The sequence below is a fragment of the Methylobacterium sp. 142-1Y genome (assembly GCF_057747795.1).
Map to the genome: position 1 here is coordinate 1,967,501 of NZ_CM173224.1, position 24,186 is coordinate 1,991,686.

17 protein-coding genes, 2 tRNA genes and 2 rRNA genes (1 of these 21 running past the window's edge) are annotated in these 24,186 nt (G+C 69.1%); 9 read left to right on the top strand and 12 right to left on the bottom strand.

Translation table 11 applies throughout. The features are described from left to right. The 4 genes from AC3AOF_RS09010 to AC3AOF_RS09025 form a co-directional block, all read right to left on the bottom strand. Window positions 1-53: ribosomal RNA gene (locus AC3AOF_RS09010) — 23S ribosomal RNA — on the bottom strand (it extends 2,746 nt beyond the left edge of the window). 270 nt (window positions 54-323) lie between these two features. Then, window positions 324-399 (bottom strand) — tRNA-Ala (locus AC3AOF_RS09015). Window positions 400-438: 39 nt separating this feature from the next. Further along, window positions 439-515 (bottom strand) — tRNA-Ile (locus AC3AOF_RS09020). A gap of 151 nt (window positions 516-666) precedes the next feature. Further along, a 16S ribosomal RNA gene (locus tag AC3AOF_RS09025) occupies window positions 667-2,150 on the bottom strand. The 16S and 23S rRNA genes sit together here with 2 tRNA genes alongside, the layout of an rRNA operon. A gap of 535 nt (window positions 2,151-2,685) precedes the next feature. Here AC3AOF_RS09025 and AC3AOF_RS09030 point away from each other — a divergent pair. After that, the gene (locus tag AC3AOF_RS09030; RefSeq protein ID WP_236992088.1) at window positions 2,686-4,086 is read left to right on the top strand and encodes an FAD/NAD(P)-binding protein; all 1,401 of its coding nucleotides are present in this window, start codon (window positions 2,686-2,688) and stop codon (window positions 4,084-4,086) included. 244 nt (window positions 4,087-4,330) lie between these two features. On the opposite strand, the gene AC3AOF_RS09035 is transcribed toward AC3AOF_RS09030, so the two are convergent. Both AC3AOF_RS09035 and AC3AOF_RS09040 read right to left on the bottom strand, forming a co-directional pair. Then, window positions 4,331-4,942, bottom strand: coding sequence for a 2-dehydro-3-deoxy-6-phosphogalactonate aldolase (locus AC3AOF_RS09035; protein WP_236992089.1), 612 nt, complete (start codon window positions 4,940-4,942; stop codon window positions 4,331-4,333). Beyond that, a complete protein-coding gene (locus AC3AOF_RS09040) occupies window positions 4,933-5,811 on the bottom strand; it encodes a 2-dehydro-3-deoxygalactonokinase (protein WP_236992090.1) in 879 nt (292 codons plus the stop codon). The genes AC3AOF_RS09035 and AC3AOF_RS09040 overlap by 10 nt, the downstream gene beginning before the upstream one ends. A gap of 144 nt (window positions 5,812-5,955) precedes the next feature. Here AC3AOF_RS09040 and hmgA point away from each other — a divergent pair, with 144 nt between their 5' ends. The 3 genes from hmgA to AC3AOF_RS09055 are packed head-to-tail and all read left to right on the top strand — an operon-like array spanning window position 5,956 to window position 8,956. Then, entirely contained in the window at window positions 5,956-7,317 is a 1,362-nt protein-coding gene (gene hmgA / locus AC3AOF_RS09045; RefSeq protein WP_236992091.1) for a homogentisate 1,2-dioxygenase, read from the top strand. Beyond that, window positions 7,317-8,642 (top strand): fumarylacetoacetase, encoded by a 1,326-nt coding sequence (gene fahA / locus AC3AOF_RS09050; RefSeq protein WP_488348288.1) that lies wholly within the window; start codon window positions 7,317-7,319, stop codon window positions 8,640-8,642. The genes hmgA and fahA overlap by 1 nt, the downstream gene beginning before the upstream one ends. After that, entirely contained in the window at window positions 8,639-8,956 is a 318-nt protein-coding gene (locus tag AC3AOF_RS09055; protein ID WP_236992093.1) for a Rieske (2Fe-2S) protein, read from the top strand. The genes fahA and AC3AOF_RS09055 overlap by 4 nt, the downstream gene beginning before the upstream one ends. A 7-nt stretch (window positions 8,957-8,963) precedes the next feature. Here the strand turns inward: AC3AOF_RS09055 and AC3AOF_RS09060 are convergent, their stop codons facing one another. Together AC3AOF_RS09060 and AC3AOF_RS09065 are read right to left on the bottom strand one after the other, a co-directional pair. Next, entirely contained in the window at window positions 8,964-9,446 is a 483-nt protein-coding gene (locus AC3AOF_RS09060; protein ID WP_236992094.1) for a hypothetical protein, read from the bottom strand. A gap of 210 nt (window positions 9,447-9,656) precedes the next feature. Next, the gene (locus AC3AOF_RS09065) at window positions 9,657-10,574 is read right to left on the bottom strand and encodes a 2-dehydropantoate 2-reductase (RefSeq protein ID WP_236992095.1); all 918 of its coding nucleotides are present in this window, start codon (window positions 10,572-10,574) and stop codon (window positions 9,657-9,659) included. 178 nt (window positions 10,575-10,752) lie between these two features. Between AC3AOF_RS09065 and zwf the strand changes: the two genes are divergently transcribed. The 4 genes from zwf (at window position 10,753) to AC3AOF_RS09085 (ending at window position 19,000) form a co-directional block, all read left to right on the top strand. Further along, window positions 10,753-12,273, top strand: a complete 1,521-nt coding sequence (zwf, locus tag AC3AOF_RS09070) for a glucose-6-phosphate dehydrogenase (RefSeq protein WP_488348289.1) — start codon at window positions 10,753-10,755, stop codon at window positions 12,271-12,273. 595 nt (window positions 12,274-12,868) lie between these two features. Further along, complete coding sequence (locus AC3AOF_RS09075) at window positions 12,869-14,776, top strand: amylo-alpha-1,6-glucosidase (protein ID WP_488348290.1); 1,908 nt, start codon at window positions 12,869-12,871, stop codon at window positions 14,774-14,776. 38 nt (window positions 14,777-14,814) lie between these two features. Continuing rightward, complete coding sequence (locus AC3AOF_RS09080; protein ID WP_488348291.1) at window positions 14,815-17,517, top strand: MGH1-like glycoside hydrolase domain-containing protein; 2,703 nt, start codon at window positions 14,815-14,817, stop codon at window positions 17,515-17,517. A gap of 61 nt (window positions 17,518-17,578) precedes the next feature. Beyond that, window positions 17,579-19,000, top strand: coding sequence for a DUF2254 family protein (locus tag AC3AOF_RS09085; RefSeq protein WP_488348292.1), 1,422 nt, complete (start codon window positions 17,579-17,581; stop codon window positions 18,998-19,000). Window positions 19,001-19,067: 67 nt separating this feature from the next. On the opposite strand, the gene AC3AOF_RS09090 is transcribed toward AC3AOF_RS09085, so the two are convergent. Both AC3AOF_RS09090 and AC3AOF_RS09095 read right to left on the bottom strand, forming a co-directional pair. Continuing rightward, on the bottom strand, window positions 19,068-20,327 hold the full coding sequence (locus AC3AOF_RS09090; protein ID WP_488348293.1) for a class I SAM-dependent RNA methyltransferase: 1,260 nt from the start codon (window positions 20,325-20,327) through the stop codon (window positions 19,068-19,070). Beyond that, on the bottom strand, window positions 20,324-21,112 hold the full coding sequence (locus tag AC3AOF_RS09095; protein ID WP_488348294.1) for a TlyA family RNA methyltransferase: 789 nt from the start codon (window positions 21,110-21,112) through the stop codon (window positions 20,324-20,326). The genes AC3AOF_RS09090 and AC3AOF_RS09095 overlap by 4 nt, the downstream gene beginning before the upstream one ends. Before the next feature lie 109 nt (window positions 21,113-21,221). On the opposite strand from AC3AOF_RS09095, the gene AC3AOF_RS09100 reads away from it, so the two are divergent. After that, window positions 21,222-21,779 (top strand): superoxide dismutase family protein, encoded by a 558-nt coding sequence (locus AC3AOF_RS09100; RefSeq protein ID WP_236992102.1) that lies wholly within the window; start codon window positions 21,222-21,224, stop codon window positions 21,777-21,779. 42 nt (window positions 21,780-21,821) lie between these two features. On the opposite strand, the gene dxs is transcribed toward AC3AOF_RS09100, so the two are convergent. Both dxs and AC3AOF_RS09110 read right to left on the bottom strand, forming a co-directional pair. Then, a complete protein-coding gene (gene dxs / locus AC3AOF_RS09105; protein ID WP_488348295.1) occupies window positions 21,822-23,807 on the bottom strand; it encodes a 1-deoxy-D-xylulose-5-phosphate synthase in 1,986 nt (661 codons plus the stop codon). Between the two features lie 69 nt (window positions 23,808-23,876). Then, window positions 23,877-24,167, bottom strand: a complete 291-nt coding sequence (locus AC3AOF_RS09110) for an exodeoxyribonuclease VII small subunit (protein WP_236992104.1) — start codon at window positions 24,165-24,167, stop codon at window positions 23,877-23,879. Window positions 24,168-24,186: the final 19 nt, after the last annotated feature.

The following is a 24,186-nucleotide window of genomic DNA, read 5'->3' on the forward strand; positions in this document are numbered from 1 at the left end:
TCATCGCCTCTCAGCGCCAAGGCATCCACCAGATGCTCTTAAGGCACTTGATCGCTCTCATGATCGGTGTCCGGCGTGACCGACAGCCTGTTGGGGCCATCGCTCACACCATCCACGGTCACGATAAAGACCGGCAGCCACCGCTTTCGCAGCGACTGCCTTATGCTTGCCGAACGCACCCCGGCCGGCCGCTTTCGCAACGGCCCGGGCACATTCCCTCTTCACGATGTCAGATATCCGCAGCCACCCGCTGAACGCGTCGATGGTGCGAAGCTCTTTGATCCGGACGACCCTCGACCTCACTGCCGATCGGCAGGGGAGGGTGGTGGAGCTGGACGGGATCGAACCGACGACCTCATGCTTGCAAAGCACGCGCTCTCCCAACTGAGCTACAGCCCCGTGGGACGCCACTCGTTGGCAGAGACCGTCACCTGATCCTGGTGGGCCTGGGACGACTCGAACGTCCGACCTCACCCTTATCAGGGGTGCGCTCTAACCGCCTGAGCTACAGGCCCGTCGCTGGTTCCACCAGCGTGTCCGGATGATGAGAAAGAGAAACGAAGACGGCGCGTCCCGCCAATTGGGTCCTGACTGGACCCTTGATCCAACGACGCCGTACGAGGAGAGGACCGGTTACCCGATCGTCCTGACAAACAGCATCCTTAGAAAGGAGGTGATCCAGCCGCAGGTTCCCCTACGGCTACCTTGTTACGACTTCACCCCAGTCGCTGACCCTACCGTGGTCGCCTGCCCCCTTGCGGTTGGCGCAGCGCCGTCGGGTAAGACCAACTCCCATGGTGTGACGGGCGGTGTGTACAAGGCCCGGGAACGTATTCACCGTGGCGTGCTGATCCACGATTACTAGCGATTCCGCCTTCATGCACCCGAGTTGCAGAGTGCAATCCGAACTGAGACGGCTTTTGGGGATTCGCTCCAGGTCGCCCCTTCGCTGCCCATTGTCACCGCCATTGTAGCACGTGTGTAGCCCATCCCGTAAGGGCCATGAGGACTTGACGTCATCCACACCTTCCTCGCGGCTTATCACCGGCAGTCTCCCCAGAGTGCCCAACTCAATGATGGCAACTAGGGACGTGGGTTGCGCTCGTTGCGGGACTTAACCCAACATCTCACGACACGAGCTGACGACAGCCATGCAGCACCTGTGTGCACGCCTCCGAAGAGGACAACGGATCTCTCCGCCTAACATGCCATGTCAAGGGATGGTAAGGTTCTGCGCGTTGCGTCGAATTAAACCACATGCTCCACCGCTTGTGCGGGCCCCCGTCAATTCCTTTGAGTTTTAATCTTGCGACCGTACTCCCCAGGCGGAATGCTTAATGCGTTAGCGGCGCCACTGACCTGCATGCAGACCAACGGCTAGCATTCATCGTTTACAGCGTGGACTACCAGGGTATCTAATCCTGTTTGCTCCCCACGCTTTCGCGCCTCAGCGTCAGAACCGGACCAGACAGCCGCCTTCGCCACTGGTGTTCTTGCGAATATCTACGAATTTCACCTCTACACTCGCAGTTCCGCTGTCCTCTTCCGGTCTCAAGCCAACCAGTATCGAAGGCCATTCCGTGGTTGAGCCACGGGCTTTCACCCTCGACTAAATCAGCCGCCTACGCGCCCTTTACGCCCAGTGATTCCGAGCAACGCTAGCCCCCTTCGTATTACCGCGGCTGCTGGCACGAAGTTAGCCGGGGCTTATTCCTCCGGTACCGTCATTATCGTCCCGGAGAAAAGAGCTTTACAACCCTAAGGCCGTCATCACTCACGCGGCATGGCTGGATCAGGGTTGCCCCCATTGTCCAATATTCCCCACTGCTGCCTCCCGTAGGAGTCTGGGCCGTGTCTCAGTCCCAGTGTGGCTGATCATCCTCTCAGACCAGCTACTGATCGTCGCCTTGGTGAGCCGTAACCTCACCAACTAGCTAATCAGACGCGGGCCGATCCTTCGGCAGTCAAGCCTTTCCCCAAAAGGGCGTATCCGGTATTAGCTCAAGTTTCCCTGAGTTATTCCGAACCGAAGGGCACGTTCCCACGCGTTACTCACCCGTCTGCCGCTGACCCCGAAGGGCCCGCTCGACTTGCATGTGTTAAGCCTGCCGCCAGCGTTCGCTCTGAGCCAGGATCAAACTCTCAAGTTGAAGAGCTGATCAAAGCTGATCACAATAGTAACGGAGGCTCACGACCGATCGGCGTTTCCGCCTGATCGTGTGAGCACCGAAACGTCAGACCAGCATCATCCTACTCACGACCGGTTCCGACGGAACCGACCCGCAGGGACGACGCCGTCCACGCTTCTCTTTCTCGTATGTACTTGTCAAAGAGCGGGTCGGGCCGGGAGCCAGACCTTGTACCCTGGAGAACAGAAAGCCGAGCCTGGTTTCCCTGGCCCTTGCTTCACCGTCTCTGGGGAAGTCCTTCGCGGCGGCCAGTTCGTCGGCGCCCCGTCGGTGAGCGGCTGTCTAAGGGTAGCCGGCTCGCCTGTCAACACGGCTGCGATCCAAGGATCGTGACCCATAAGGTGGGGAAGGGCAGGGGTACCGCGTAGCCCCCGCGGCCAGCCCGTCCCCGAGATGGATTTGCACGCCCTGCGTTCAAGTGTCCGCCGTCATCGGGCCGAGACCGGTCGGCCGGCGTCCCCTACATTGAGCAGGCGATGCAGGAGACCGACGGCGGATGCGTACGACCCTTCCACCCATCGCGGTGATCGGCGCCGGATTCAGCGGTACCATGGCGGCTCTCCACCTGAGCCGGTTGATGCCGGAGCGTCCGGTTCTGCTATGCGAGAAGTCGAGCGCGTTTGCGCGCGGCCTCGCCTACGCGACAGGGTGCAGCGATCACCTGCTGAACGTCCGCGCCACCAACATGAGCGCATTCCCGGACCAGCCGGACCATTTTTCGCGGTGGCTTGAAGGCTGCCCCCTCGACGGAGCCGCGTGGACCCATTCAACGCCGGCCGGGCTGTTCGCGGCCCGCGGACTCTATGGCCGTTACCTCACCGACCTGCTGCTCACAGCCTTGTCCAAGCCTGGGCCGGGGCCCCTCCTGATGCTCGAGAACGACGAGGTCGTCGATCTTGCGCCGGCGGAGACCGGCTTCGATCTAACCCTTGCGGCCGGACGTCGGCGGCGCGTGGCCGGCGCAGTTCTGGCCTGCGGCAACCTGCGGGCCCCGCGCGGTCCTCGCAGCCGCTACGTGGTCGATCCCTGGGACGACACTCCGCTCGACGATCTACGGCCCGACCTGCCGTTGCTCATCATCGGGACCGGGCTGACCATGGTCGATGCCGTCGCGGCTCTGCGCCAGCGCCGCTTCCCTGGGCCGATCCTTGCCGTGTCACGCCACGGCTTGTTGCCGCAGGTCCATGCCGCGACTGCCTCATGGCCCGCGCCTGCGATCCCAGCCGCAGCGCGGCAGTCGCTCCTCGGGCTGCTGCGGTTCTTGCGCGAGGAGACGCGCCGTGCTGCGTCGGCCGGGATCGATTGGCGCGGAGTGATCGACTCTCTGCGAGGCGACAGCGTCGGCTTGTGGCGCGGCCTGCCGCTCTCCGAGCAGCGCCGCTTCCTGCGCCACCTGCGTGCCTTCTGGGACGTGCATCGCCACCGGATGGCACCGCCTGCAGCCAAGATCGTCGGTCGCGAGTTCGCGGAGGGCGGGCTGACGCTGATGCGCGCACGGGTGGTCGCGATCGACGACCAAGCCGGCCATGCTCGGGTCACGGTGCGCGAGCGCGGCGTTGCCGCTCCGCAGGTCGTCGACGTGCAGCGGATCATCGATGCGTCCGGCGTCGGACGCGTCGTGGATACCGACGACTTGCTCCTGCGCCGCCTGCTGAGCCGAGGGCTGGTCCGGCCTGACGCCCTTGGCCTCGGTCTCGCGGTGGCGGATGATCTCGCGGTGCTCGGCCAGCACGGCGAAGCGGGTCGACCGCTTTGGACCCTCGGTCCTCTGCTGCGCGGTACGCTGTGGGAATGCACGGCAGTGCCCGACATCCGCGGGCAGGCGGCCGAGCTCGCCCGGACGGTGGCGAAGCGACTACAGAGTGCAGCGACCGGAGTGGGCCGGGAGACGGCCTGAGCTCGAGGGCACGATACTGGCGCCAGATGCCGCGCAATCGCAATCACCTGCTCGCGCACTCGCTCGCAAACGTGTACTTGCACAGGCACTTGCCCGCATCGAGCGGACACCTCCTGTCATTCCATAACGTCGCTTATGCGAATTGTGTGGTTCGGCGAGGGCACTGGCGGGCCGGAAAGGATCGATCCGACCTCCCCCGGAACGGATCGCGGGCCGATCCCGGGGCCGGCCCTCGTGCGGCGCCTCAGAGTGCGGCGATCAGGGTCTTGGCCTTCGCGGCGACCCGATCGGGCGTGTCGCCGGGCTTGTAGAGCGAGGAGCCGCAGCCGTAGCCGCTGGCGCCGGCCTCGCGCCAGGCCGGCAGGCTGCGGGCATCGACGCCGCCGACGGGCAACAGCGGCGTGCCCTTCGGCAGCACCGCCCGCAGGGCCTTCAGCATCGGCGGACCGCCGGCCTCGGCCGGAAACAGCTTGAGGGCGTCGGCCCCGGCATCGAGCAGGCCGAAGGCCTCGGCCGGGGTCAGGAAGCCCGGCATCGCCACCATGCCGCGGGCCTTGGCGGCGCGCACCAGGGCCGGATCGGCGTGCGGCGTCACCAGCAGGCGACCGCCGACGGCCGCCACCGCCTCGACCTCGGCCTCGCGGCGGAAGGTGCCGGCGCCGACGAGCGCCCGGTCGCCGAGGCGCGCCGCCAGACGGCGCACGCTCTCGACCGGCTCGGGCGAGTTCAGCGGCACTTCGAGGATCACGACGCCCTCGGCCACCAACGCCTCGCCGATCGCCTCGACCTCGTCGGGCGTCACGCCGCGCAGGATCGCCACCAGGGGGCAGCGCGAGAGCCAGCCCGTCACATCCATGCGATTCTCTCCCCGATCAGCGCCAGTCCGCGGGCGGCGGCATCCGGATCGCCCGTGACAGCCTCGCCACCCTCGAGGGCGATCGCCCGGCCGTAGAGCGCCATCAACGGGCCTGAGCCCACGAGGTGTACGAGGGCCGGCTTCGTCATGGCGGCCGCCACCTCGTGCCCGATCAGCAGGCCCGACAGGTAGCTCGCCGCATCCTCCGGTGCGAGCCGGCCGAGCAGCCCGAGGGTGCGGGTGCCGAACAGGTGGTGGAGCAGCCCGCCCTCGTCCGCTGCGCGGGCGACGCCCGCCTCGAAGGCCGGCCCCACCTGCGCCGGCCCGGTCATCATCCGGCCGAGGATCGTGTGACCGCTGAGCGCCGCGAAGGCCTCGCCGGTCATGTGGGTGGTGAAGCCGGCGATGCGGCTCCTTGCGACCCGCACCCACTTGGCATGGCTACCGGGCAGGCAAAGCAACGCGTCCTCGCCCCGCCCGGCAAGCGCCCCGAAGACCTGGACTTCCTCGCCGCGCATCACCTCGGGCGTGCCCGCGGCATCCTCGGCGCTCAGGCCCGGGACCAGCCGCACGGTGGCGCCCGCGAACGGCACCGGCACGACGGCGCCGGCCAGCTCGTCGAGCCCCGCCGGACAGGCGAGATACGGCGCCTCCTGCCAGCCTTGGCGGCTGCCGACCATGCCGGAGAGCAGCACCCGGGTCTCGCCCTCGGCCAGCCAGTCGCCGACCATCTCCGTCAGCGCTGCCGGAAAGCCGCCTTCGGGCACCCGCAGGATGCCGCCCGCGCTCTCGCGCCGCGCCAGAACGGCACCGTCCGGCGCGAGCCGGTAGGCGCGGGCGCTGCTCGTTCCCCAATCCACCGCGATCATGCCCGGTGCTGTGCCCCAGGGACGGCGCGAGCGCAACCATCCCGCCGCGCTGCCCCTTGCGCTTGACGCCGCTCCGGGCCGCTCCTATCCAGGGAAAAAGGTTGCAACTGAAACCAATCGACAGGGCAGGAAAGGGTCGCCGTCATGAACAGCCAGGCGCCGTCCGGGCTTCGTCCCGCCGCCACCGGCTCCGGTCTCAGCCCCGGCTACATGTCGGGCTTCGGCAACGGCTTCGAGAGCGAGGCCCTGCCCGGCGCCCTGCCGGTCGGACGCAACTCGCCCCAACAATGCCCCTACGGCCTCTATGCCGAGCAGATCTCCGGCTCGCCGTTCACCGCGCCGCGCACCACCAACGAGCGTTCCTGGCTCTACCGCATCCGCCCGACCGTGATGCATTGGGGGGCGTTCCGGAAGGTCGATGCCGGTCTCTGGCGCACCGCCCCGGCCCAGGAGATCGAGTTGCCGCCGGCGCCTTTGCGCTGGGATCCGGTTCCGATCCCGGCCGAGCCGCTCTCCTTCGTCGAGGGCATCCGCACCATGACGACGGCCGGCGATGCGGGCAGCCAAGCCGGCATGGGCGCGCATGTGTATGTCGCGACCCGCTCGATGCGGGACGAGTACTTCTACAACGCCGACGGCGAGACGCTGGTGGTGCCGCAGGAGGGCGGTCTGCGCTTCCGCACCGAGTTCGGGGTGATCGACGTCGAGCCCGGCGAGATCGTGGTGATCCCGCGCGGCGTGAAATTCATGGTCGAGCTGCTGGGCGGCCCGGTCCGGGGCTATGTCTGCGAGAATTACGGCGGCGCCTTCACGTTGCCGGAGCGCGGTCCAATCGGTGCCAATTGCCTGGCCAACCAGCGCGACTTCCTCACGCCGGTGGCGTCTTACGAGGACCGCGACGCCCCCGGCACGATGCTGGTGAAGTGGGGCGGGACCCTGTGGGCGGCGGACATCGCCCATTCGCCCCTCGACGTGGTGGCCTGGCACGGCAACTATGCGCCCTACAAGTACGACCTGCGAAAATTCTCGCCGGTCGGACCGATCCTGTTCGATCACGCCGATCCGTCGATCTTCACGGTACTGACCTCACCCTCCGAGACGCCCGGCACCGCCAATATCGACTTCGTGATCTTCTCCGACCGCTGGCTGGTGGCGGAGAACACCTTCCGGCCGCCCTGGTACCACCTCAACGTGATGAGCGAGTTCATGGGGCTGGTCTACGGGGTCTACGACGCCAAGACCGGCGGGGGATTCCGGCCGGGCGGCGCGTCGCTGCACAACACGCTGCTGCCGCACGGGCCGGATGTCGACGCGTTCGAGAAGGCCTCGACCACCGAGCTCAAGCCGCACAAGCTGGAGGGCACGCTGGCCTTCATGTTCGAGACGCGGTTTCCCCAGAAGGTCAGCCGCTTCGCCGCCGAGACCCCGGCCTTGCAACAGGATTACGGGACTTACGGGCGCGAGCTCGTGAAGCATTTCGACCCGACCCGGCCGCAGGTGCGGTGATGACATTGATCGATCACACCCACGACCCCGCCGCCCGCTCCTCGGTTCCCGGAGCCGACGGGCATCTCGACTTTCCGATTCAGAACCTGCCGCTCGGGATCTTCTCGCGGGAGGACGGCGCCTCGACCGAGGGTGGCTCCCGGCGAGCCGGCGTCGCGATCGGCGACCAGATCCTCGATCTCGCGGCGGTCCTGGCCGCCGGCCTCCTCACCGGCGAGGCGGTTCGGGCGGTGGTTGCGGCGGAATCCGGCGACCTCGCCGGGATGCTGGCCCTCGGCGCCGGCCCGCGCCGGGCCCTGCGCCACCAGCTCTTCGCGCTCCTGCAGGCGGATGGGCCCGACCGCGATCGGGTGACGCCGCTCCTGCACCCGGCCGCCGCCTGCACGCTGCACCTGCCGGCGCGGATCGGCGACTACACCGACTTCTTCGTCGGCATCCACCACGCCACCAACACGGGCAAGCAGTTCCGGCCCGACCAGCCGTTACTGCCGAACTACAAGCACGTGCCGGTCGGCTATCACGGCCGCGCCTCCTCGATCCGGCCCTCCGGCGTCCCGGTGCGCCGGCCGCACGGCCAGGCGAAGCCCCCGCATCTCGACGCGCCGGTCTTCGGCCCGTCGCGCCGGCTCGATTACGAGCTGGAGCTCGGGGTGTGGATCGGGCCCGGCAACGACCTCGGCACGCCGGTGCCGATCGGCGAGGCCGCCGGGCAGGTGGCGGGCTTCTGCCTGCTCAACGACTGGTCGGCCCGGGACATCCAGGGCTGGGAGTACCAGCCCCTCGGGCCGTTCCTCGGCAAGAGCTTCGCCACCACGATCTCGCCCTGGATCGTCACGCCGGAGGCGCTGGCGCCGTTCCGCATCGCCCAGGCCGCGCGGCCCGAGGGCGATCCCGCCCCCCTGCCCTACCTCCTCGACGCGGCCGACCAGGACAGCGGCGCCCTCGACCTCGACCTGGAGATCTGGCTCTCCACCGCGGCCGCCCGCGAGGCCGGCGCAAGTCCGCACCGGGTCGCGCGGTCCAACGCCCGCCACATGTACTGGACGGTGGCGCAGATGATCGCCCATCACACCAGCGGCGGCTGCAACCTGCGCCCGGGCGACCTTCTCGGCACCGGCACCCTGTCGGGCCCGGCTCCGGATTCCTGCGGCAGCCTGCTCGAGACCACGCAGGGCGGCAAGACGCCGATCCGCCTCGCGCCCGGCGAGGAGCGCCGTTTCCTGGAGGATGGCGACGAGGTGATCCTGACGGCGCGAGGAATCCGCGAGGGCTTCGCGCCGATCGGCTTCGGTGCCTGCCGGGCTTTGGTGCTGCCCGCGTCGTGAACTGGGTCCCGGTCGCCGATCTCGCCGAGTTCGAGGCAAGCCCGGTGCTCGCCCGCGAGGCCGGCGGCGTCGCCCTCGCGCTCTACCGCATCGACGGCGCGGTCTACGCCACGCAAGGGCTCTGCACCCATGCCGGAATCAGCCTCGCCGGGGGCGAGATCGTCGAGGGCTACATCGAGTGCCCGGCCCATTACGGCCTGTTCGAGATCGCCACCGGCCGGGCGCAGGGCGGGCCGGTCTGTCGCGACCTCGCGACCTATCCGGTCCGGGTCGAGGATGGCCGGGTCTTCGTCGCGGTCGGGCCGGAGGAGTGATCCCGGCTCAGCGGGCCTCCGCGAAATGCGTTCCATCCCAGGTCAGGGTCGTCCGGCAGGGGGCGGACTCCGCCTTGCCGCAGGCGCTGCCGTGCCGGCTCAGCAGGATGGCAGGCCTGCCGTTCACCGTCCCGAAGCGCAGGTCGCGGACGGTTCCGCTGAAGGCCTGGACGTAGCCGCTCCGTCCCTTCGAGACGTAGACCTCCATCCGGCATCCCGCTTCATGGCAGTAGCGGCTGGCCTCCGCGCCGCACTTGTAGCTGCCGTAATCGAGGATGTAATCCATCACGCCGTCGCGGTTCACGTCCTTGCGCGAGATGAATTGCGTCACGAACGCCGCCTTCTTCAGCATGCAGTCGCGGATATCGCCGTCGATCGCGGCCCGAAGCTGACGCGGCAGCTCCTGGGCCCGGACATCCCGATGCGATGACAGAACAGCCGAGACCAGCGCCGTCGCCATGACGGCGCGGCGAGAGAGGATGGCGCGCAACGACGATCTCCGGCAAGCATCGGCGGAACAGGGCCGGAATCTTGATTCCGGCTCGTCTCACGCAAATCGCGGAAGGCGAAGCGTTCGATGATTCGCTCCGATGCCGTGATCTGGCCGCAGCGCGACGCCCCCGTCAACACCATGACGCAGGGTGAAACCGTCGGATGGCGGGCGGACGGCCGCCGCGCCGGTCCGCCCTCGGCCGGGCGTCTACCGGTCCCCTGCCAGCCCCTGCCCGCTCGCCGCCCCGGCGAGCGCCAGGATCGCCCGGTTGAGCGGCACGGCGATCCCGTGGCGCTCGGCCGCCGCGACGACGGCGCCGGTCAGATGGGCATGTTCCAGCGGGCGTCCGGCGAGGCGGTCGTAGAGCATCGAGCTGCCGCCGTCGCCGCTGATGCGCCCATAGCTGTCGAGGATGCGGGTCGCGTCCTCGTCGGTGAGCCGGGCGCCCTCGGCATTGGCGACCCGGATCACCTCGTCCATCAGGCCACGGGCGAGGTCCCGGATCGCCGGATCGTTGAAGACCACGATGCGCCGCAAGGTGAGCGCCGTGATCGGATTGACCACCGCGTTGCTCAGGAGCTTGCGCCAGGCGACGGTGACGAAATCCGCTTCCTGCGTGATCTCGAACGGCGTGCCGGAAAACAGCTCCGCGAAGGCGGCACCGTCGGGGCCGGCCGGCACGGTCATCTTGGTGCTGCCGTGGTGGGTGATGCGGCCTGGCGCCGTGCGCTCGACCGAGCAATAGATGATCGCCGGCAGCACCGTGACCCCCGGCGGCAGGTGGGGACGGGCCCGCTCCGCCTGGCCGACGCCGTTCTGCACCACCACCACCCGGGTCCGGGGCCCGACGAGGGTGCGAAACCACGGCTCCGCACTCGCAGTGTCCTGGGCCTTGGTGGTCACCAGCACCCAGTCGGCGGCACCGACCTCCGCCGGATCGGCGACGATGCGGACCGGGACCTCGCGCTCGCCCGAGGCGTCGGTGACGACGAGGCGGTCGAACGGCGTGCGCACGCACAGGGTCACGTCGCGCCCTGCCCGCTCCAGCGCTCCCGCCAGGTAGCCGCCGATCCCGCCGCTCCCGATCACCGCGACGCTGCCCGCCTGCCTGGTCCCGTCCGCCATCGTTCCACTCGCTCTCAACGATCGTTGCGCCCGGACCTTAGAGCGGCCCCCTCGCCCCGGAAAGGCGGGGTCGCCGCGGGTGGGGCCTGCATCCGCCGCGTTCTTACCCAGGGTCACACCTTGTCCGCTGCGCTGCGGGATCTAGCTTCACCGCCGTCGCACAGGCCAGGAGATCCCCATGACGTCGCACGTCCCGGTGGAAGGGCATGCCGCTTCCGGCAACAAGCCGGCCCCGCCCTGCACGATCGTGATCTTCGGCGCCGGCGGCGACCTGACCAAGCGCCTTCTGATGCCGGCGCTCTACAACCTCGCCGGCAGCCGCCTCCTCGACGACGCGACCGCGATCTGGGGCGTGGACCACACCGACGGATCGGACGAGAACTGGCGAACGAACCTTTCCGACACGATGGAGTCCTTCACCAAGGACGACACGGCGGAGTTCCACGCCAAGCACATCGACCCGAAGGCCTGGGGTTTCGTGCGCGACCGGCTGCACTACTTCAAGGGCGACTTCCTCGACCCGACAACATATCAGGCGATTGCCAAGAAGATTCCCGGCAACGCGGTGTTCTACCTCGCGGTGGCGGCGCGGTTCTTCGCGCCGATCGTCGAGCATCTGGGCCAGGCGGGGCTCCTGAAGCAGTCCGACCACGCCTTTCGCCGGGTGGTGATCGAGAAGCCGTTCGGCAGCGACCTCGCCTCGGCGCAGGAGCTGAACAAGCGGCTGCTTACCGTCGCCGACGAATCGCAGCTCTACCGGATCGACCATTTCCTCGGAAAGGAGACGGTGCAGAGCATCATGGCGATCCGCTTCGCCAACGGGATGTTCGAGCCGATCTGGCGCCGCGATTTCGTCGACCACGTCCAGATCACCGCCGCCGAGACGATCGGCGTCGAGGAGCGCGGCGCCTTCTACGAGCCGACCGGGGCTTTGCGAGACATGGTGCCCAACCACCTGTTCCAGCTCCTGTGCATGACCGCGATGGAGCCGCCGGTCTCCTTCGACGCGGAAGCCGTGCGCACCGAGAAGGCGAAGCTCGTCCAGGCGGTGCGCCCGGTTCCGCCGGAGGATGCGGTGCGCGGCCAGTACCGCGCCGGCACCGAGCAGGGCCACGCCGTGCCGTCCTACCGGGAAGAGCCGCATGTGGCTGGCGACAGCCGAACCGAGACCTACGCGGCCTTGAAGCTCACCATCGACAACTGGCGCTGGGGCGGGGTGCCGTTCTATCTCCGCACCGGCAAGCGGATGACCGGGCGGCGCACCGAGATCGCGGTGCATTTCAAGCCGGCGCCCTACCGGCTCTTCCGCGATACCCCGGTCGACCAGATCGCCCCCAACATCCTGCGGATCATGGTCGATCCGGTCCAGGGCATGACCACCGAGTTCAACGCCAAGGTGCCGGGGCCGTCGATGCGGCTCGGGGCCGTGCGCTCGACCTTCCGCGAGGGCGACTTCTTCCCCCAGGAGCCGAATGTCGGCTACGAGACCCTGATTTACGATTGCCTCTGCGGCGATGCCACCTTGTTCCAGCGCGCCGACAACATCGAGGCATCGTGGGCCGCCGTCGATCCGCTGGTGAAGGCGTGGGGGGCGGGCGGCGAGCCGGAGCCCTACGAATCTGGCAGCGCCGGCCCGAAGGCGGCCGACGAGCTGCTCGCCCGCGACGGCCGGCGCTGGCTGCCCCTGGACGGCGACTAAGCAGATTTCGCAAAAATGGCCGCCGGTTTTGCGGGATGAAGCTGCGACAAAACAAGGAATCCGAGCGGGCGAAGCGTTGGCCTGCCAACGCAAGTCTGCTGAGAGCAGCACCCGATCGCGCCTCCACACGGTACACGACAGGGGCCTGAAGTCTGCCGGCCATGGGGCTCTTCCACCCTCATCCTCATCCTGAGGTGTTCGTCGATCGAAGATCGACTGACCTCGAAGGAGGGCTCCAGGGATCGCGGAGGCTTCTGGAGCCCTCCTTCGAGGCTCCTTACGGTCGAATGCGATCTCCGATCGCCGGCGCCTCAGGATGAGGTCGCGGGTGGGAGAGGTGATCGCCGCGGGTTTCATGCCACTGTCGTGCATCGTGGCGCTGCCATCGGAGGCTGCTCCAATTTTTGATTTTGCCGCATTTTCTGCGAAGAACCAGTATCCACGTCGTCGGAAAATGCGGTAGAGTAGAGCCCGATTACGCTGCCATCGGACGCTGCGTTAGTCTTTTATTTCGCCGCATTGTCTGCGGCGAACCGGTATCCACGTCGTCGGACAATGCTCTTTGCGGGAAATGCTCTTGGCGGGAGAGGCGACCTTGGACGACACGCGCGAATGGCTCGAGGCCGACGGGCTCGGGGGCTTCGCCTCCGGCCCGGTCATGGGCCCGCGTACCCGGCGCTACCACGCGCTGCTTCTGACCGCGACGACCCCGCCGACGGGCCGCCTGGTCCTGGTCAACGGGATCGAGGCGGAGGTCGCCATCGCGGGCGGGACCGTCCCGCTCTCGACGCAAGCCTATGCGCCTGACGTGATCCACCCGGACGGCTGGCGCCACGTCGCCGATTTCACGCCCCGTCCCTGGCCGTCCTGGACGTATCGCCTGGCCGACGGCGGCACGCTCCGGCACGAAGTGCTGGTCGAGCCCGATTCAGGCGAAACGCTGCTGCGCTGGCAGCGCCTGACCGGCACCGGCCCCTGCACCTTGACTGTTCGCCCGCTCCTGTCGGGCCGCGACTACCACGCCCTCCACCACGAAAACCCGGCCTTCGCCTTCGCCGCCGCCGTGCAGGGCGGCAACGTCTGCTGGCGGCCCTATCCCGGCCTGCCGGCCATCGGGGCGCTCACCAACGGGACTTACGCCCACGAGCCGGACTGGTACCGGAATTTCCTCTACGCGGCGGAGGCGGCCCGCGGCCTCGACGACATCGAGGATCTGGCAAGCCCCGGTCGCTTCACCTTCGACCTCGCCACCGGTCCGGCCGTGATGATCCTGCGCAGCGGCGACGGCCTGTCCGTTCGCGCGGCGGCGCATGCCGAGCGCCTGATGGCGGGCGAGCGGGCGCGGCGCAAAGCCTTGTCGCCGCTGGCGCTGGCGGCCGGCACCTACCTGGTCGACCGCTCGGGCGGGCGCACCCTGGTGGCGGGCTTCCCGTGGTTCACCGATTGGGGCCGGGATACCTTCATCGCGTTGCGCGGCCTCCTCGTCGCCACCGGCGCGCTGGCACAGGCCCGCGCGATTCTTCTCGCCTGGGCCGGCGCGGTGAACGAGGGCATGATGCCGAACCGCTTCCCCGACCGAGGCGCGGTGCCCGAGTACAACGCCGTCGACGCCTCGCTCTGGTACGTGGTCGCGGTCCACGAGGTGCTCGCCGCCCACGCCGCTGCGGGTCGCCCGGTCCCGGAGGCGGAAGCCGCGCGCCTCGCCGAGGCCTGCATGGCGATCCTCGACGGCCACGCCGCCGGCACCCGCTACGGGATCGAGGCCGATGCGGATGGGTTGCTGCGGGCCGGCGTGCCGGGCGTGCAGCTGACCTGGATGGATGCCAAGGTCGACGACTGGGTCGTCACGCCCCGCATCGGCAAGCCGGTCGAGGTCCAGGCCCTGTGGATCAACGCGCTCAGAATCGGCTCCGCCCGCTGGTCGCCGCGCTGGCGCGACCTGGAGCAGCGCGCCTCGGCGAGCTTCGCGCGCTTCCTCGCCCCATCGGGCGCCCTTCACGACGTGGTCGATGCCGACCATGTCCCGGGCGCGGTGGATTCCAAGGTCCGGCCGAACCAGATCCTGGCGGTCGGCGGCCTGCCCTTCCCGCTCCTCACCGGTGCCGCGGCCCGGGCGGTGGTCGACGCGGTCGAGGCCCGCCTCCTCACGCCTCTGGGCCTGCGCTCCCTCGATCCCGCCGATCCGGACTATCGCGGCACCTATGCGGGCGATCAGAGGGCGCGGGACGGCGCCTATCACCAGGGCACGGTCTGGCCGTGGCTGATCGGCCCCTTCGTCGATGCCTGGCTCGGCGTGCGGGGCCGTTCCCAGCCGGCGAAGGCCGCGGCGCGGGCGCGCTTCCTGCCGCCGCTCGAGGCCCATCTCCAGGAAGCGGGCCTCGGCCACGTCTCGGAGATCGCCGACGGCGATCCGCCCCATCGGCCCGGCGGCTGCCCGTTCCAGGCCTGGTCCCTCGGCGAGCTGATCCGTGTGCGGCGGATGCTCGACCTCGATCCGGTGTGACCGCTCTTCCGGTGCGCCCGTTTCTGGAGAACCCCGCGATGCCCGATCCCGCCCCCTGCCTCACCGATACCGAGGAGGGCCGCCGCCTCGCCGCCGTCGAGGACGAGGGCTGGCACCGCTGGGGGCCGTACCTGAGCGAGCGCCAATGGGGCACGGTGCGGGAGGATTACAGCGCCGGCGGCACCGCCTGGGACTACCTGCCCCACGACCAGGCCCGCTCGCGCGCCTATCGCTGGGGCGAGGACGGCATCGCGGGCTGGAGCGACGACCGCCAGCTCTGGTGCCTCGCACTTGCCGTGTGGAACGGCCGCGACCCGATCCTGAAGGAGCGGATGTTCGGCCTTACCAACGGTGAAGGCAATCACGGCGAGGACGTCAAGGAACTGTGGTGGTACCTCGACGGAACTCCGACGCATTCGTACATGCGGATGCTCTACAAGTACCCGCAGGCGCCCTACCCTTACGCCGAACTCGTGGCCGAGAACGGACGACGCAAGGGAAAAAACCTCCCGGAATACGAGATCGCCGATACAGGTGTGTTCGCGGAGGGGCGGTACCACGACGTGACGGTGGAATACGCCAAGGCCGCCCCCGACGACGTGCTGATGCGGGTCACCCTCGTCAATCGCGGGCCGGACGACGCGGATCTCCACGTCCTGCCGCAGTTCTGGGCCCGCAACACCTGGTCCTGGGGCCATGAATCCTGGGAGACGACGCAACCCCGCCCGCTCCTGCGCCTGACCGAGACCGGCGCCGTCGAGGCGACGCGCGAGGGCTCGCCGCCCTTGCGCTTCACGGCCTTGCAGCCGGCCGAGTTCCTGTTCTGCGAAAACGAGACCAACACGCGGCGGCTGTTCGGCACGCCCGGCCCCGCCCACCCGAAGGACGCGGTCAACGACCGCATCGTCGAGGGCCGGCACGACGCGGTGAACCCGCTGGCCGAGGGCACCAAATGCGCCGCCTGGAGCCGCGTCACCGTACCGGCCGGCGGCGTCGTGAGTTTACGCTTCCGCCTGTGCCCCGCGGCGAACCCGGACGAGCGCGACCCGGCCGCCTTCGACGCCGTGATGGCGCGCCGCCTCGCCGAGGCCGACGCCTTCTACGGCGCGCTCCAGCGCGACATCGCCGACCCGGATGCGCGCCTCGTCCAGCGCCAGGCCCTCGCCGGCATGCTGTGGTCGAAGCAGTTCTACCATTTCGACGTCCGGCGCTGGCTTACCGGCGATCCGGCCCAGCCGGCCCCGCCGGAAGGCCGCCGCCACGGCCGCGACAGCGATTGGACCCATCTCAACAACGCCGACATCGTCTCGATGCCGGACAAGTGGGAATATCCCTGGTACGCGGCCTGGGACCTCGCCTTCCACTGCGTGACCTTCGCGCTGATCGATCCGGCCTTCGCCAAGGGCCAGCTGATCCTGCTGACCCGCGAATGGTACATGCACCCGAACGGGCAGTTGCCGGCCTATGAATGGGCCTTCGGCGACGTGAACCCGCCGGTCCATGCCTGGGCGGCGCTCCGCGTCTACCGCATCGACCAGGCGATGACCGGCAAGCCCGACCGCGCCTTCCTGGAGCGGGTCTTCCACAAGCTGATGCTGAACTTCACCTGGTGGGTGAACCGCAAGGATGCCGGCGACCGCAACGTCTTCCAGGGCGGTTTCCTCGGGCTCGACAATATCGGCATCTTCGACCGCTCGGCCAAGCTGCCCACCGGCGGCACCCTCGACCAGGCCGACGGCACCGCCTGGATGGCGACGTACAGCCTCAACCTGATGCGCATCGCGCTGGAGCTGGCGGTTGAGGATCCGGTCTACGAGGACATCGCCACCAAGTTCTTCGAGCACTTCCTGACCATCGCCGAGGCGATGACCCATGTCGGCGGCACCGGCACCGGTTTGTGGGACGAGACCGACGAGTTCTACTACGACGTCTTGCGCCTGCCCGACGGCCGCCAGGTGCCGTTGCGGGTGCGCTCGCTGGTCGGCCTGATCCCGCTCTGCGCCGTCGAGGTGCTGGACGAGAACTTTTCGGAGCGCTTCCCGGCCTTCGCCCGCCGGGCCCGCTGGATCCTGGCCCACCGCCCCGACCTCGCCGATCAGGTCTCGCGCTGGGAGCAGCCGGGCCGCGGCAACCGGGTGCTGCTCTCGCTGCTGCGCCGCCACCGGATGAAGGCGCTCCTGCGCCGGATGCTCGACGAGACCGAGTTCCTGTCCCCCCACGGCGTCCGCTCGGTCTCGAAGGCGCATGCGGCGGCGCCGTTCCGCTTCCCATGGGACGGCCAGACCTTCGCGGTCGATTACGAGCCGGCGGAATCGACCACGGCCGTCTTCGGCGGCAACTCGAACTGGCGCGGGCCGGTCTGGCTGCCGATCAACTTTCTGCTGGTCGAGGCGCTCACCGAATTCGGCCGCTTCTACGGCCCCGACTTCAAGGTCGAGTGCCCGGCGGGCTCGGGCCATTACCTCACCCTGCCGCAGATCGCCGACGAGCTGTCCGCCCGCCTCACCCGCCTGGTTTTGCGCGGCCCCGGCGGACGCCGCCCGGTGCTGGGCGACAACCCGCTGTTCCAGGACGATCCGCATTTTCGCGACCACATCCCGTTCCACGAATACTTCCACGGCGATACCGGCGCGGGCCTGGGGGCTGCGCACCAGACCGGGTGGACGGGCTTGCTGGCGCTGCTGCTCCAGCCGCGGCGGGACGTGGCGGGCGGGCAGGTGCCGGCGGCGCCGGAGGGCTGATGCAGGGTCTCTCGACCATTCATCGCGTCGTGCACCCATCGCTTCGGGGTGAGATCCGCGCATGAAGGCGATCACGTCGATCCCTGTCCGCTTCGTCAGCGCGATCAAGCGGTCGTTCCGGCAGTTCCTGAGCCTGCCGCTCGCGACCGTGATCGGCTTCGCGGGCTTGAGCGTCCTGGTCTACCTCGCGGACAGATCCTGGTCCGGCGGCCAGGCACCTCACGGCTTTCGCTGGCTCGGGGACCTGATGGGGGACCGGGCAGCCCTCGGAAGCCTGCTCGCGACCGTGGCATCGAGCATCGTCACGGTCACCTCCATCACCTTCTCGCTCCTGCTTCTCGCCGTGCAGCAAGGTGCCGCAGCCTTGACCGCACAGGTCACCGACCAGTTCATGGCCCGCAAGGTCAATCAATTCTACTTCGGCTATTTCGTCGGTCTGTCGGTTTTCGTACTGATGACCCTCGTCACGAACACGGATTATCATCGTCCCGTGTTTGCCGCAGCCCTCAGCCTGCTGCTCACCGCTCTGGCACTGTGCCTGATCATCGTGATGATCTACAACACCATCGATCAGATGCGACCCGAGCAGATCATCCAGTTCATTCACGACAAGGTGCTGGGCGCGCGAGGCGAGGACCTCAAGCTGCTTGCGGCAACCCGACGGGCGAGGTGCCACGGCTGGTTCGACGTCGCGCTCGTCCGCTCCTGCGAGAAGGGCTACGTCGTCGGCCTCGACCTCGCTCGGATCGAGAACGCTCTGGAGCGGCATGCGCGAGGCAACGTCGAGATCGAGATCCTGATCACGCTCGGGACGTATCGGGCCGTCCAGGACCCGCTGTTCCAGGTCCGAACCAGACCCGGCGTCACCTTGAGCGAGGATGCGCAAAACAGCATCGTCGACGAGGTCCTGGCCGCCTTCGCCTACGACGACGGCCGTGATCTGAAAAACAACACCGCCTACGGCTTGCACCAGCTCTCGACCATAGCGTGGACTTCGGTATCGACGTCGAAATCGAACCCCAATCCAGGCCTCACGGTGATCCAGGCCCTGCGAGACATCATCTCACAATGGAGCCGGGGCGAGGTCGAGATGCGGGACGATGCCGGCTCCTGTATCGTCTACGACGATGCGGCCCCGATCATCGCAACCGACGCGCTCGAAGCCGTGATCGTGGTCGCGTCGGAATCGATTCAATCGCAGACGCTGACGGAAGCCGTCAGGACGCTCGCCATCCTCCTGCGCCACGTCGAAACGCCGACGGCCGAGCGGCTGGCCGATGTGGCCCATCGCGCGCTGTCGAGCCTCGGCGAGCACGTCCTCACCCGCCAGCTCGACATCGCACTCCGCGACCTGACGGACGCCCTGCGGGAACGGGGCTTCGTCACCATCGCGGATGCCGTCCGCGAGGCGTCGGCCGAACTCGCGGCCAGCCTGGGCAAGCTGAACTCGCGCTCGACCCGGGTCCCCGGAACGACATCGTAGCCGATGACCGTCATGCCCGCTCTCATCCTGCCGCGGAGGCCTGACACCGTGGCGGGCCGAACGGCAATCAGCGCCTCTTCCCCGGCCTCTTGAACACCCCGACGATCTCGACATGCGGCGAGTGCCGGAACTGATCGACCGGGGTCACCGCCTCCAGCCGGTAGCCGCCGCGTACCAGCAGAGCGGCATCGCGGGCGAAGCTGCCGGCATCGCATGAGACGCCGACCACCACCGGCACCTTCGATTCGGCGATCCGGGCGCTCTGCGCCTCGGCGCCGGCGCGGGGCGGATCGAACACCACGCCGTCGTAGCGGTCGAGCTCCGGCGCCAGCAGCGGGCGGCGGAAGAGGTCGCGGCGTTCGGTGGTGATGGTGCGAAGGCCCGCGGTCTCACGGAAGGCGCGATCGAGGGCTTTGAGCGCCCCGTCCTCGCCCTCGACGGCGTGGACGGTATGGCCTTCCGCGAGTGCCAGCGAGAAGGCGCCGGCGCCGGAGAAGAGATCGACCACGCGCTTCGCTTTGCCGACTCCCTCGACGACGAGGCGCGCGAGCGTCGCCTCGCCCTCCGCCGTCGCCTGGAGGAAGCCGCCGGAGGGCGGTACCAGACGCGAGCGGCCGGCCGGGATCTCCGGCGGACGGCGGATGATCAGCACCTCGCCGTGGAGGGAGAGCCGGGCGAGGTCCAGTTCTCCCGCGAGCAGCACCAGGGCCTGGCGCGCCCGCTCCGAGGCCGGGCCGTGGCCGCGGATATCGACGTCGAGGCCCCCGGCGGTCGCGGTCACCTGCACGTCGAGGGGCTTTCCGCCGCCTCCGCCGAGGGGACGGCTGACCGCCCGGGCGATCTCGGGGGCGCGGTGCAGGGCCGATTCCGTGATCGGGCAATGGTCGATCGCCACCAGTGCGTGGCTGCGCGCCGCCATGAAGCCGGCCTGGGGCCCGCCCTCGCCCGCCCGTACATGCAGGGTGATGCGGCGGCGTCCCGTGCCGTGGGCATCGAGGAGCGGCGCCACCGGCGCCTCGATCCCGGCCCGCGCCAGGGCACCGACCAAGAGGTCGCGCTTCCATTCCGCATAAGGAGCGGGTGCGAGATGCTGGATCGCGCAGCCGCCGCAGGTGCCGAAATACGGGCAGAACGGCGCGATCCGATCGACCGAGGGCGTCAGCACCGCGTCGAGCCGGGCCCGGGGCGGCCGGGCGCCCTCCTCCGGCTCCGCCCGCACGGTCTCGCCCGGCAGAGCGCCCGGCACCACCACGCCGTCCGCCGTCACCCCGTCGCCGCGCAGGCCGAGGCGGGTGATCTCGTAGGTCGTCTCTGCCACGTCGCTCATCGCCCAAGCCCCTGCGAAACAAGCCCCTGCGAACCCAATCCCCGCAAGCCGAGCCCCCGCACCGCGCCGATCAGGAATTCCCGGTTGCCGTCGCCGCCCTCGACCGGCGACGGGATCAGGCCGCGGACGGCGAAGCCGAGAGAGACGATGAGGTCCCGGATCCGCTGGCAGACCGTCTCCTGCACCGCCTCGTCGCGGACCAGCCCGCCGCGGCCGACATGCTCGCGCCCGGCCTCGAATTGCGGCTTGATCAACGCCACCAAGGCGGCGTCGCCCGCCAGGAGCGGGATCACGGGCGGCAGGACCAGCCGCAGGGAGATGAAGCTCACGTCGATCACCAGAAGGGAGGGCGGCTCGGGGAAGGGTTGGAGGGAGCGGGCGTCGGTCGCCTCGAGCGCCGCCACGCGGGGATCGGCGGCCAGGCTCGGATGGAGCTGGAAGCGGCCGACATCGACGGCATGGACGAAGGCTGCGCCGCGGCGCAGCAGCACGTCGGTGAAGCCGCCGGTCGAGGCGCCGATATCGAGGCAGGTCCGGTCCGCCGGGTCGATCGCGAAGGCGTCGAGGGCGGCAGCGAGCTTGAGGCCGCCGCGGGAGACGTAAGGGTGCGGCGCCTCGGCGACGATGGCGGCGCCCTTCGCGATCAGGTCGGAGGCCCGGCGCACCACGACGCCGTCCGCCCGCACCAGTCCGGCCTCGATCGCGGCTTGCGCGCGCGCCCGGCTTTCGAAATGGCCCGCCTCCACCAGGAGGCGGTCGGCCCGCAGCCGCTCGCCCGTCGTCATCAACTCTCGATCCCTGATCGTCTACGACCGTTCCGTAGCCGCCCGGAGGCCGTCCACACCGGCGCCGCGCGCCCTAGCTACACGGCGGCACACGAGGAGAGTTCTTCCCATGAGACATACCGTGCTCGCGAGCGCCCTGGTTCTCGGCGTGACCGCCCCGGCCTTCGCCCAGGACAAACCTGCTCAGGACAAACCTGCTCAGGACAAGCCCGCTGCGCCGACGACCTACAATGCGCCGATCGTCAACAACAAGGGCGAGACGATCGGCAAGATCGACCTCAGGGACGGCGCCAACACCCTGGTGATGCGGGTGACGATCCAGACCGGCGGCCTGCCGCCCGGCTGGCACGGCATCCACTTCCATGCGGTCGGCAGCTGCGCCGACACCGACAAGTTCCAGGAGTCGAAGGCGCACGTCAATCACGACAACGCCAAGCACGGCCTGCTGAATCCGGAGGGACCGGACGAGGGCGACCTGCCGAACGTCTACGCCAATGCCGATGGCTCGGTGAATGCCGAGGTGTCGAGCGACACCCCGCTCACCGGCGAAGGCGGCCTGAAGGACAATGACGGCTCGGCGCTGATCATCCACGCCAACGAGGACGACCATACCACGCAGCCGATCGGCAATGCCGGCGCCCGCATCGCCTGCGCGGTCATCAAGTAGCCGGGAACGGGCCGCGTCCTCGGACGCGGCCCGGTTCTCGCCTCAGCGCTGGCGCCGGGCGACGCTGACGACGTTGCTCGCGACCTTGGGTTCCGAACGGGCCGGCAGCGTGGCCTCGACGACCTTGACGATCGAGGCCGCATCGAGCCCGGCCTCGGCATACATCCGCTCCGGCGAGTCGTGGTCCTGGTAGCTGTCCGGCAAGGTCAGCGTCCGCACCCGCACCTTGCCGTCGTCGAGCGCCCCGCGCGACGACAAGAGGTGCAGCACCATCGCACCGAACCCGCCGACAGACCCCTCCTCCAGGGTCACCAGAACCTCGTGGCTCGATGCCAGATCCAGGATCAGCGCCTCGTCGAGCGGCTTGGCAAACCGCGCATCCGCCACCGTCACGGCGATGCCGGCCGCCTCCAGGCGTTCGGCCGCCTTCAGCGCCTCCGCCAGACGCGTGCCGAGGCTGAGCAAAGCCACCCGCGCGCCCTCGGGACGGCGGATCACCCGGCCCTTGCCGATCTCCAGGACCTCGCCCTTCTCGGGAAGCTCGACGCCGACGCCCTCGCCGCGCGGATAGCGGAACGCGATCGGCCCCGTATCATGCGCGTGCGCGGTCGCCACCATGTGCACCAGCTCGGCCTCGTCGGCCGCCGCCATCACCGTCATGTTCGGCAGGCAGCAGAGATACGCCAGGTCGAAGGCGCCGGCATGGGTCGCCCCGTCCGCCCCCACCAGGCCGGCCCGGTCGAGGGCGAAGCGCACCGGCAGGTTCTGCAACGCCACGTCGTGGACGAGCTGGTCGTAGCCGCGCTGCAGGAAGGTCGAGTAGATCGCGCAGAACGGCTTGAACCCCTCCGTCGCCAGGCCGCCCGCGAAGGTCACCGCGTGCTGCTCGGCGATGCCGACGTCGAAGGTCCGCTCCGGATGCACCTTGGCGAACAGGTCGACGCCGGTGCCCGACGGCATCGCGGCGGTGATCGCCACCACCTTGTCGTCGATGTCGGCCGCCTTGATCAGGCTCTCGCCGAACACCCGCGTATAGGCCGGCGCGTTGGGCTTGGCCTTGGTCTGCTTGCCCGACACGACGTCGAACTTCACCACCGCGTGGCCGCGATCGGCGGCGGCCTCGGCGGGTGCGTAGCCCTTGCCCTTCTGGGTCACGACGTGGACCAGCACCGGGCCGTCCGGCGCGTCGCGCACGTTCTTGAGCACGGGGAGCAGGTGGTCGAGGTTGTGGCCGTCGATCGGCCCGACATAGTGGAAGCCGAGCTCCTCGAACATCGTGCCGCCGCCGGCGAGCATGCCGCGGGCATATTCCTCGGCGCGGGCGGCGGTGTCGTAGAGGGCCTTCGGCAGCAGGCGGCCGAACTGCTTGGCGGTGTCGCGGAGCGAGCGGTAGGTGTCGCCCGAGACGAGCTTGGCGAGGTAGGACGACATCGCGCCGACGGGGGGCGCGATCGACATGTCGTTGTCGTTGAGGATGACGATCAGGCGGCTTTTGAGGGCGCCGGCATTGTTCATCGCCTCGTAGGCCATGCCGGCCGAGATCGAGCCGTCGCCGATCACCGCCACCACGTTGCGGCGCGGCGGCGTCTCGCCGCGGGCTCGTGCCGCGGCGTCCGAGAGGTCGCGGCCGATCGCCATGCCCAAGCCCGCGGAGATCGAGGTGGAGGAGTGCGCCGCGCCGAAGGGATCGTAGGGGCTCTCGGAGCGCTTGGTGAAGCCCGACAGGCCGCCGCCCTGGCGCAGCGTGCGGATGCGGTCGCGGCGGCCGGTGAGGATCTTGTGGGGATAGGCCTGGTGGCCGACATCCCAGATGATGCGGTCGTCGGGGGTGTTGAAGACGTAGTGGAGGGCGACGGTGAGCTCGATGACGCCGAGGCCCGCGCCGAGATGGCCGCCGGTGACCGAGACGGCATCGATGGTCTCGGCGCGCAGCTCGGCGGCGAGCTGCGTCAGGTCGCTCTCGGGCAGCTGGCGCAGGTCCGCAGGAATGCGGACGCGGTCGAGGAGGGGAAGGTTGAGCGGTGACACCGGAGCCATCCTCACGTCCGGAAGGAGAAGACCCGCCGCGGCACGCCGGGGCGGGATGAATGGGAGCGATCAGGCGACATCGAGCGGCGCCGTCCCGGCGGCGCGTCCGTCCGCCCCGAGGGTGATGCGCTGGATGCGCGCCTCGGCACGCTGCAGCAGCGCCTCGCAGTGCCGCTTGAGGACCTCGCCGCGCTCGTAGATCGCGACGGATTCGTCGAGCGGCACGTTGCCCTGCTCCAGGCGCTGCACGATGCCCTCGAGTTCCTCGAGGGCCTTCTCGAACGGCAGATCCGCGGTTCCGGTCGGGCCGGCGGGGACGGAGACGGCCGCGCGGCTGGCATCGGACCGGGCTGCGGACATGCGTGACGACACTCCCATG

Excerpts from the sequence above, each read along its gene's own strand:
- AC3AOF_RS09030 (WP_236992088.1), top strand. The coding sequence starts at position 2,686 with ATGCGTACGACCCTTCCACCCATCGCGGTGATCGGCGCCGGATTCAGC.
- AC3AOF_RS09110 (WP_236992104.1), bottom strand. The coding sequence starts at position 24,167 with ATGTCCGCAGCCCGGTCCGATGCCAGCCGCGCGGCCGTCTCCGTCCCC.
- AC3AOF_RS09095 (WP_488348294.1), bottom strand. The coding sequence starts at position 21,112 with ATGACGACGGGCGAGCGGCTGCGGGCCGACCGCCTCCTGGTGGAGGCG.
- fahA (WP_488348288.1), top strand. The coding sequence starts at position 7,317 with ATGACATTGATCGATCACACCCACGACCCCGCCGCCCGCTCCTCGGTT.
- zwf (WP_488348289.1), top strand. The coding sequence starts at position 10,753 with ATGACGTCGCACGTCCCGGTGGAAGGGCATGCCGCTTCCGGCAACAAG.
- AC3AOF_RS09085 (WP_488348292.1), top strand. The coding sequence starts at position 17,579 with ATGAAGGCGATCACGTCGATCCCTGTCCGCTTCGTCAGCGCGATCAAG.
- AC3AOF_RS09100 (WP_236992102.1), top strand. The coding sequence starts at position 21,222 with ATGAGACATACCGTGCTCGCGAGCGCCCTGGTTCTCGGCGTGACCGCC.
- AC3AOF_RS09035 (WP_236992089.1), bottom strand. The coding sequence starts at position 4,942 with ATGGATGTGACGGGCTGGCTCTCGCGCTGCCCCCTGGTGGCGATCCTG.
- AC3AOF_RS09040 (WP_236992090.1), bottom strand. The coding sequence starts at position 5,811 with ATGATCGCGGTGGATTGGGGAACGAGCAGCGCCCGCGCCTACCGGCTC.
- AC3AOF_RS09065 (WP_236992095.1), bottom strand. The coding sequence starts at position 10,574 with ATGGCGGACGGGACCAGGCAGGCGGGCAGCGTCGCGGTGATCGGGAGC.
- AC3AOF_RS09090 (WP_488348293.1), bottom strand. The coding sequence starts at position 20,327 with ATGAGCGACGTGGCAGAGACGACCTACGAGATCACCCGCCTCGGCCTG.
- hmgA (WP_236992091.1), top strand. The coding sequence starts at position 5,956 with ATGAACAGCCAGGCGCCGTCCGGGCTTCGTCCCGCCGCCACCGGCTCC.
- AC3AOF_RS09080 (WP_488348291.1), top strand. The coding sequence starts at position 14,815 with ATGCCCGATCCCGCCCCCTGCCTCACCGATACCGAGGAGGGCCGCCGC.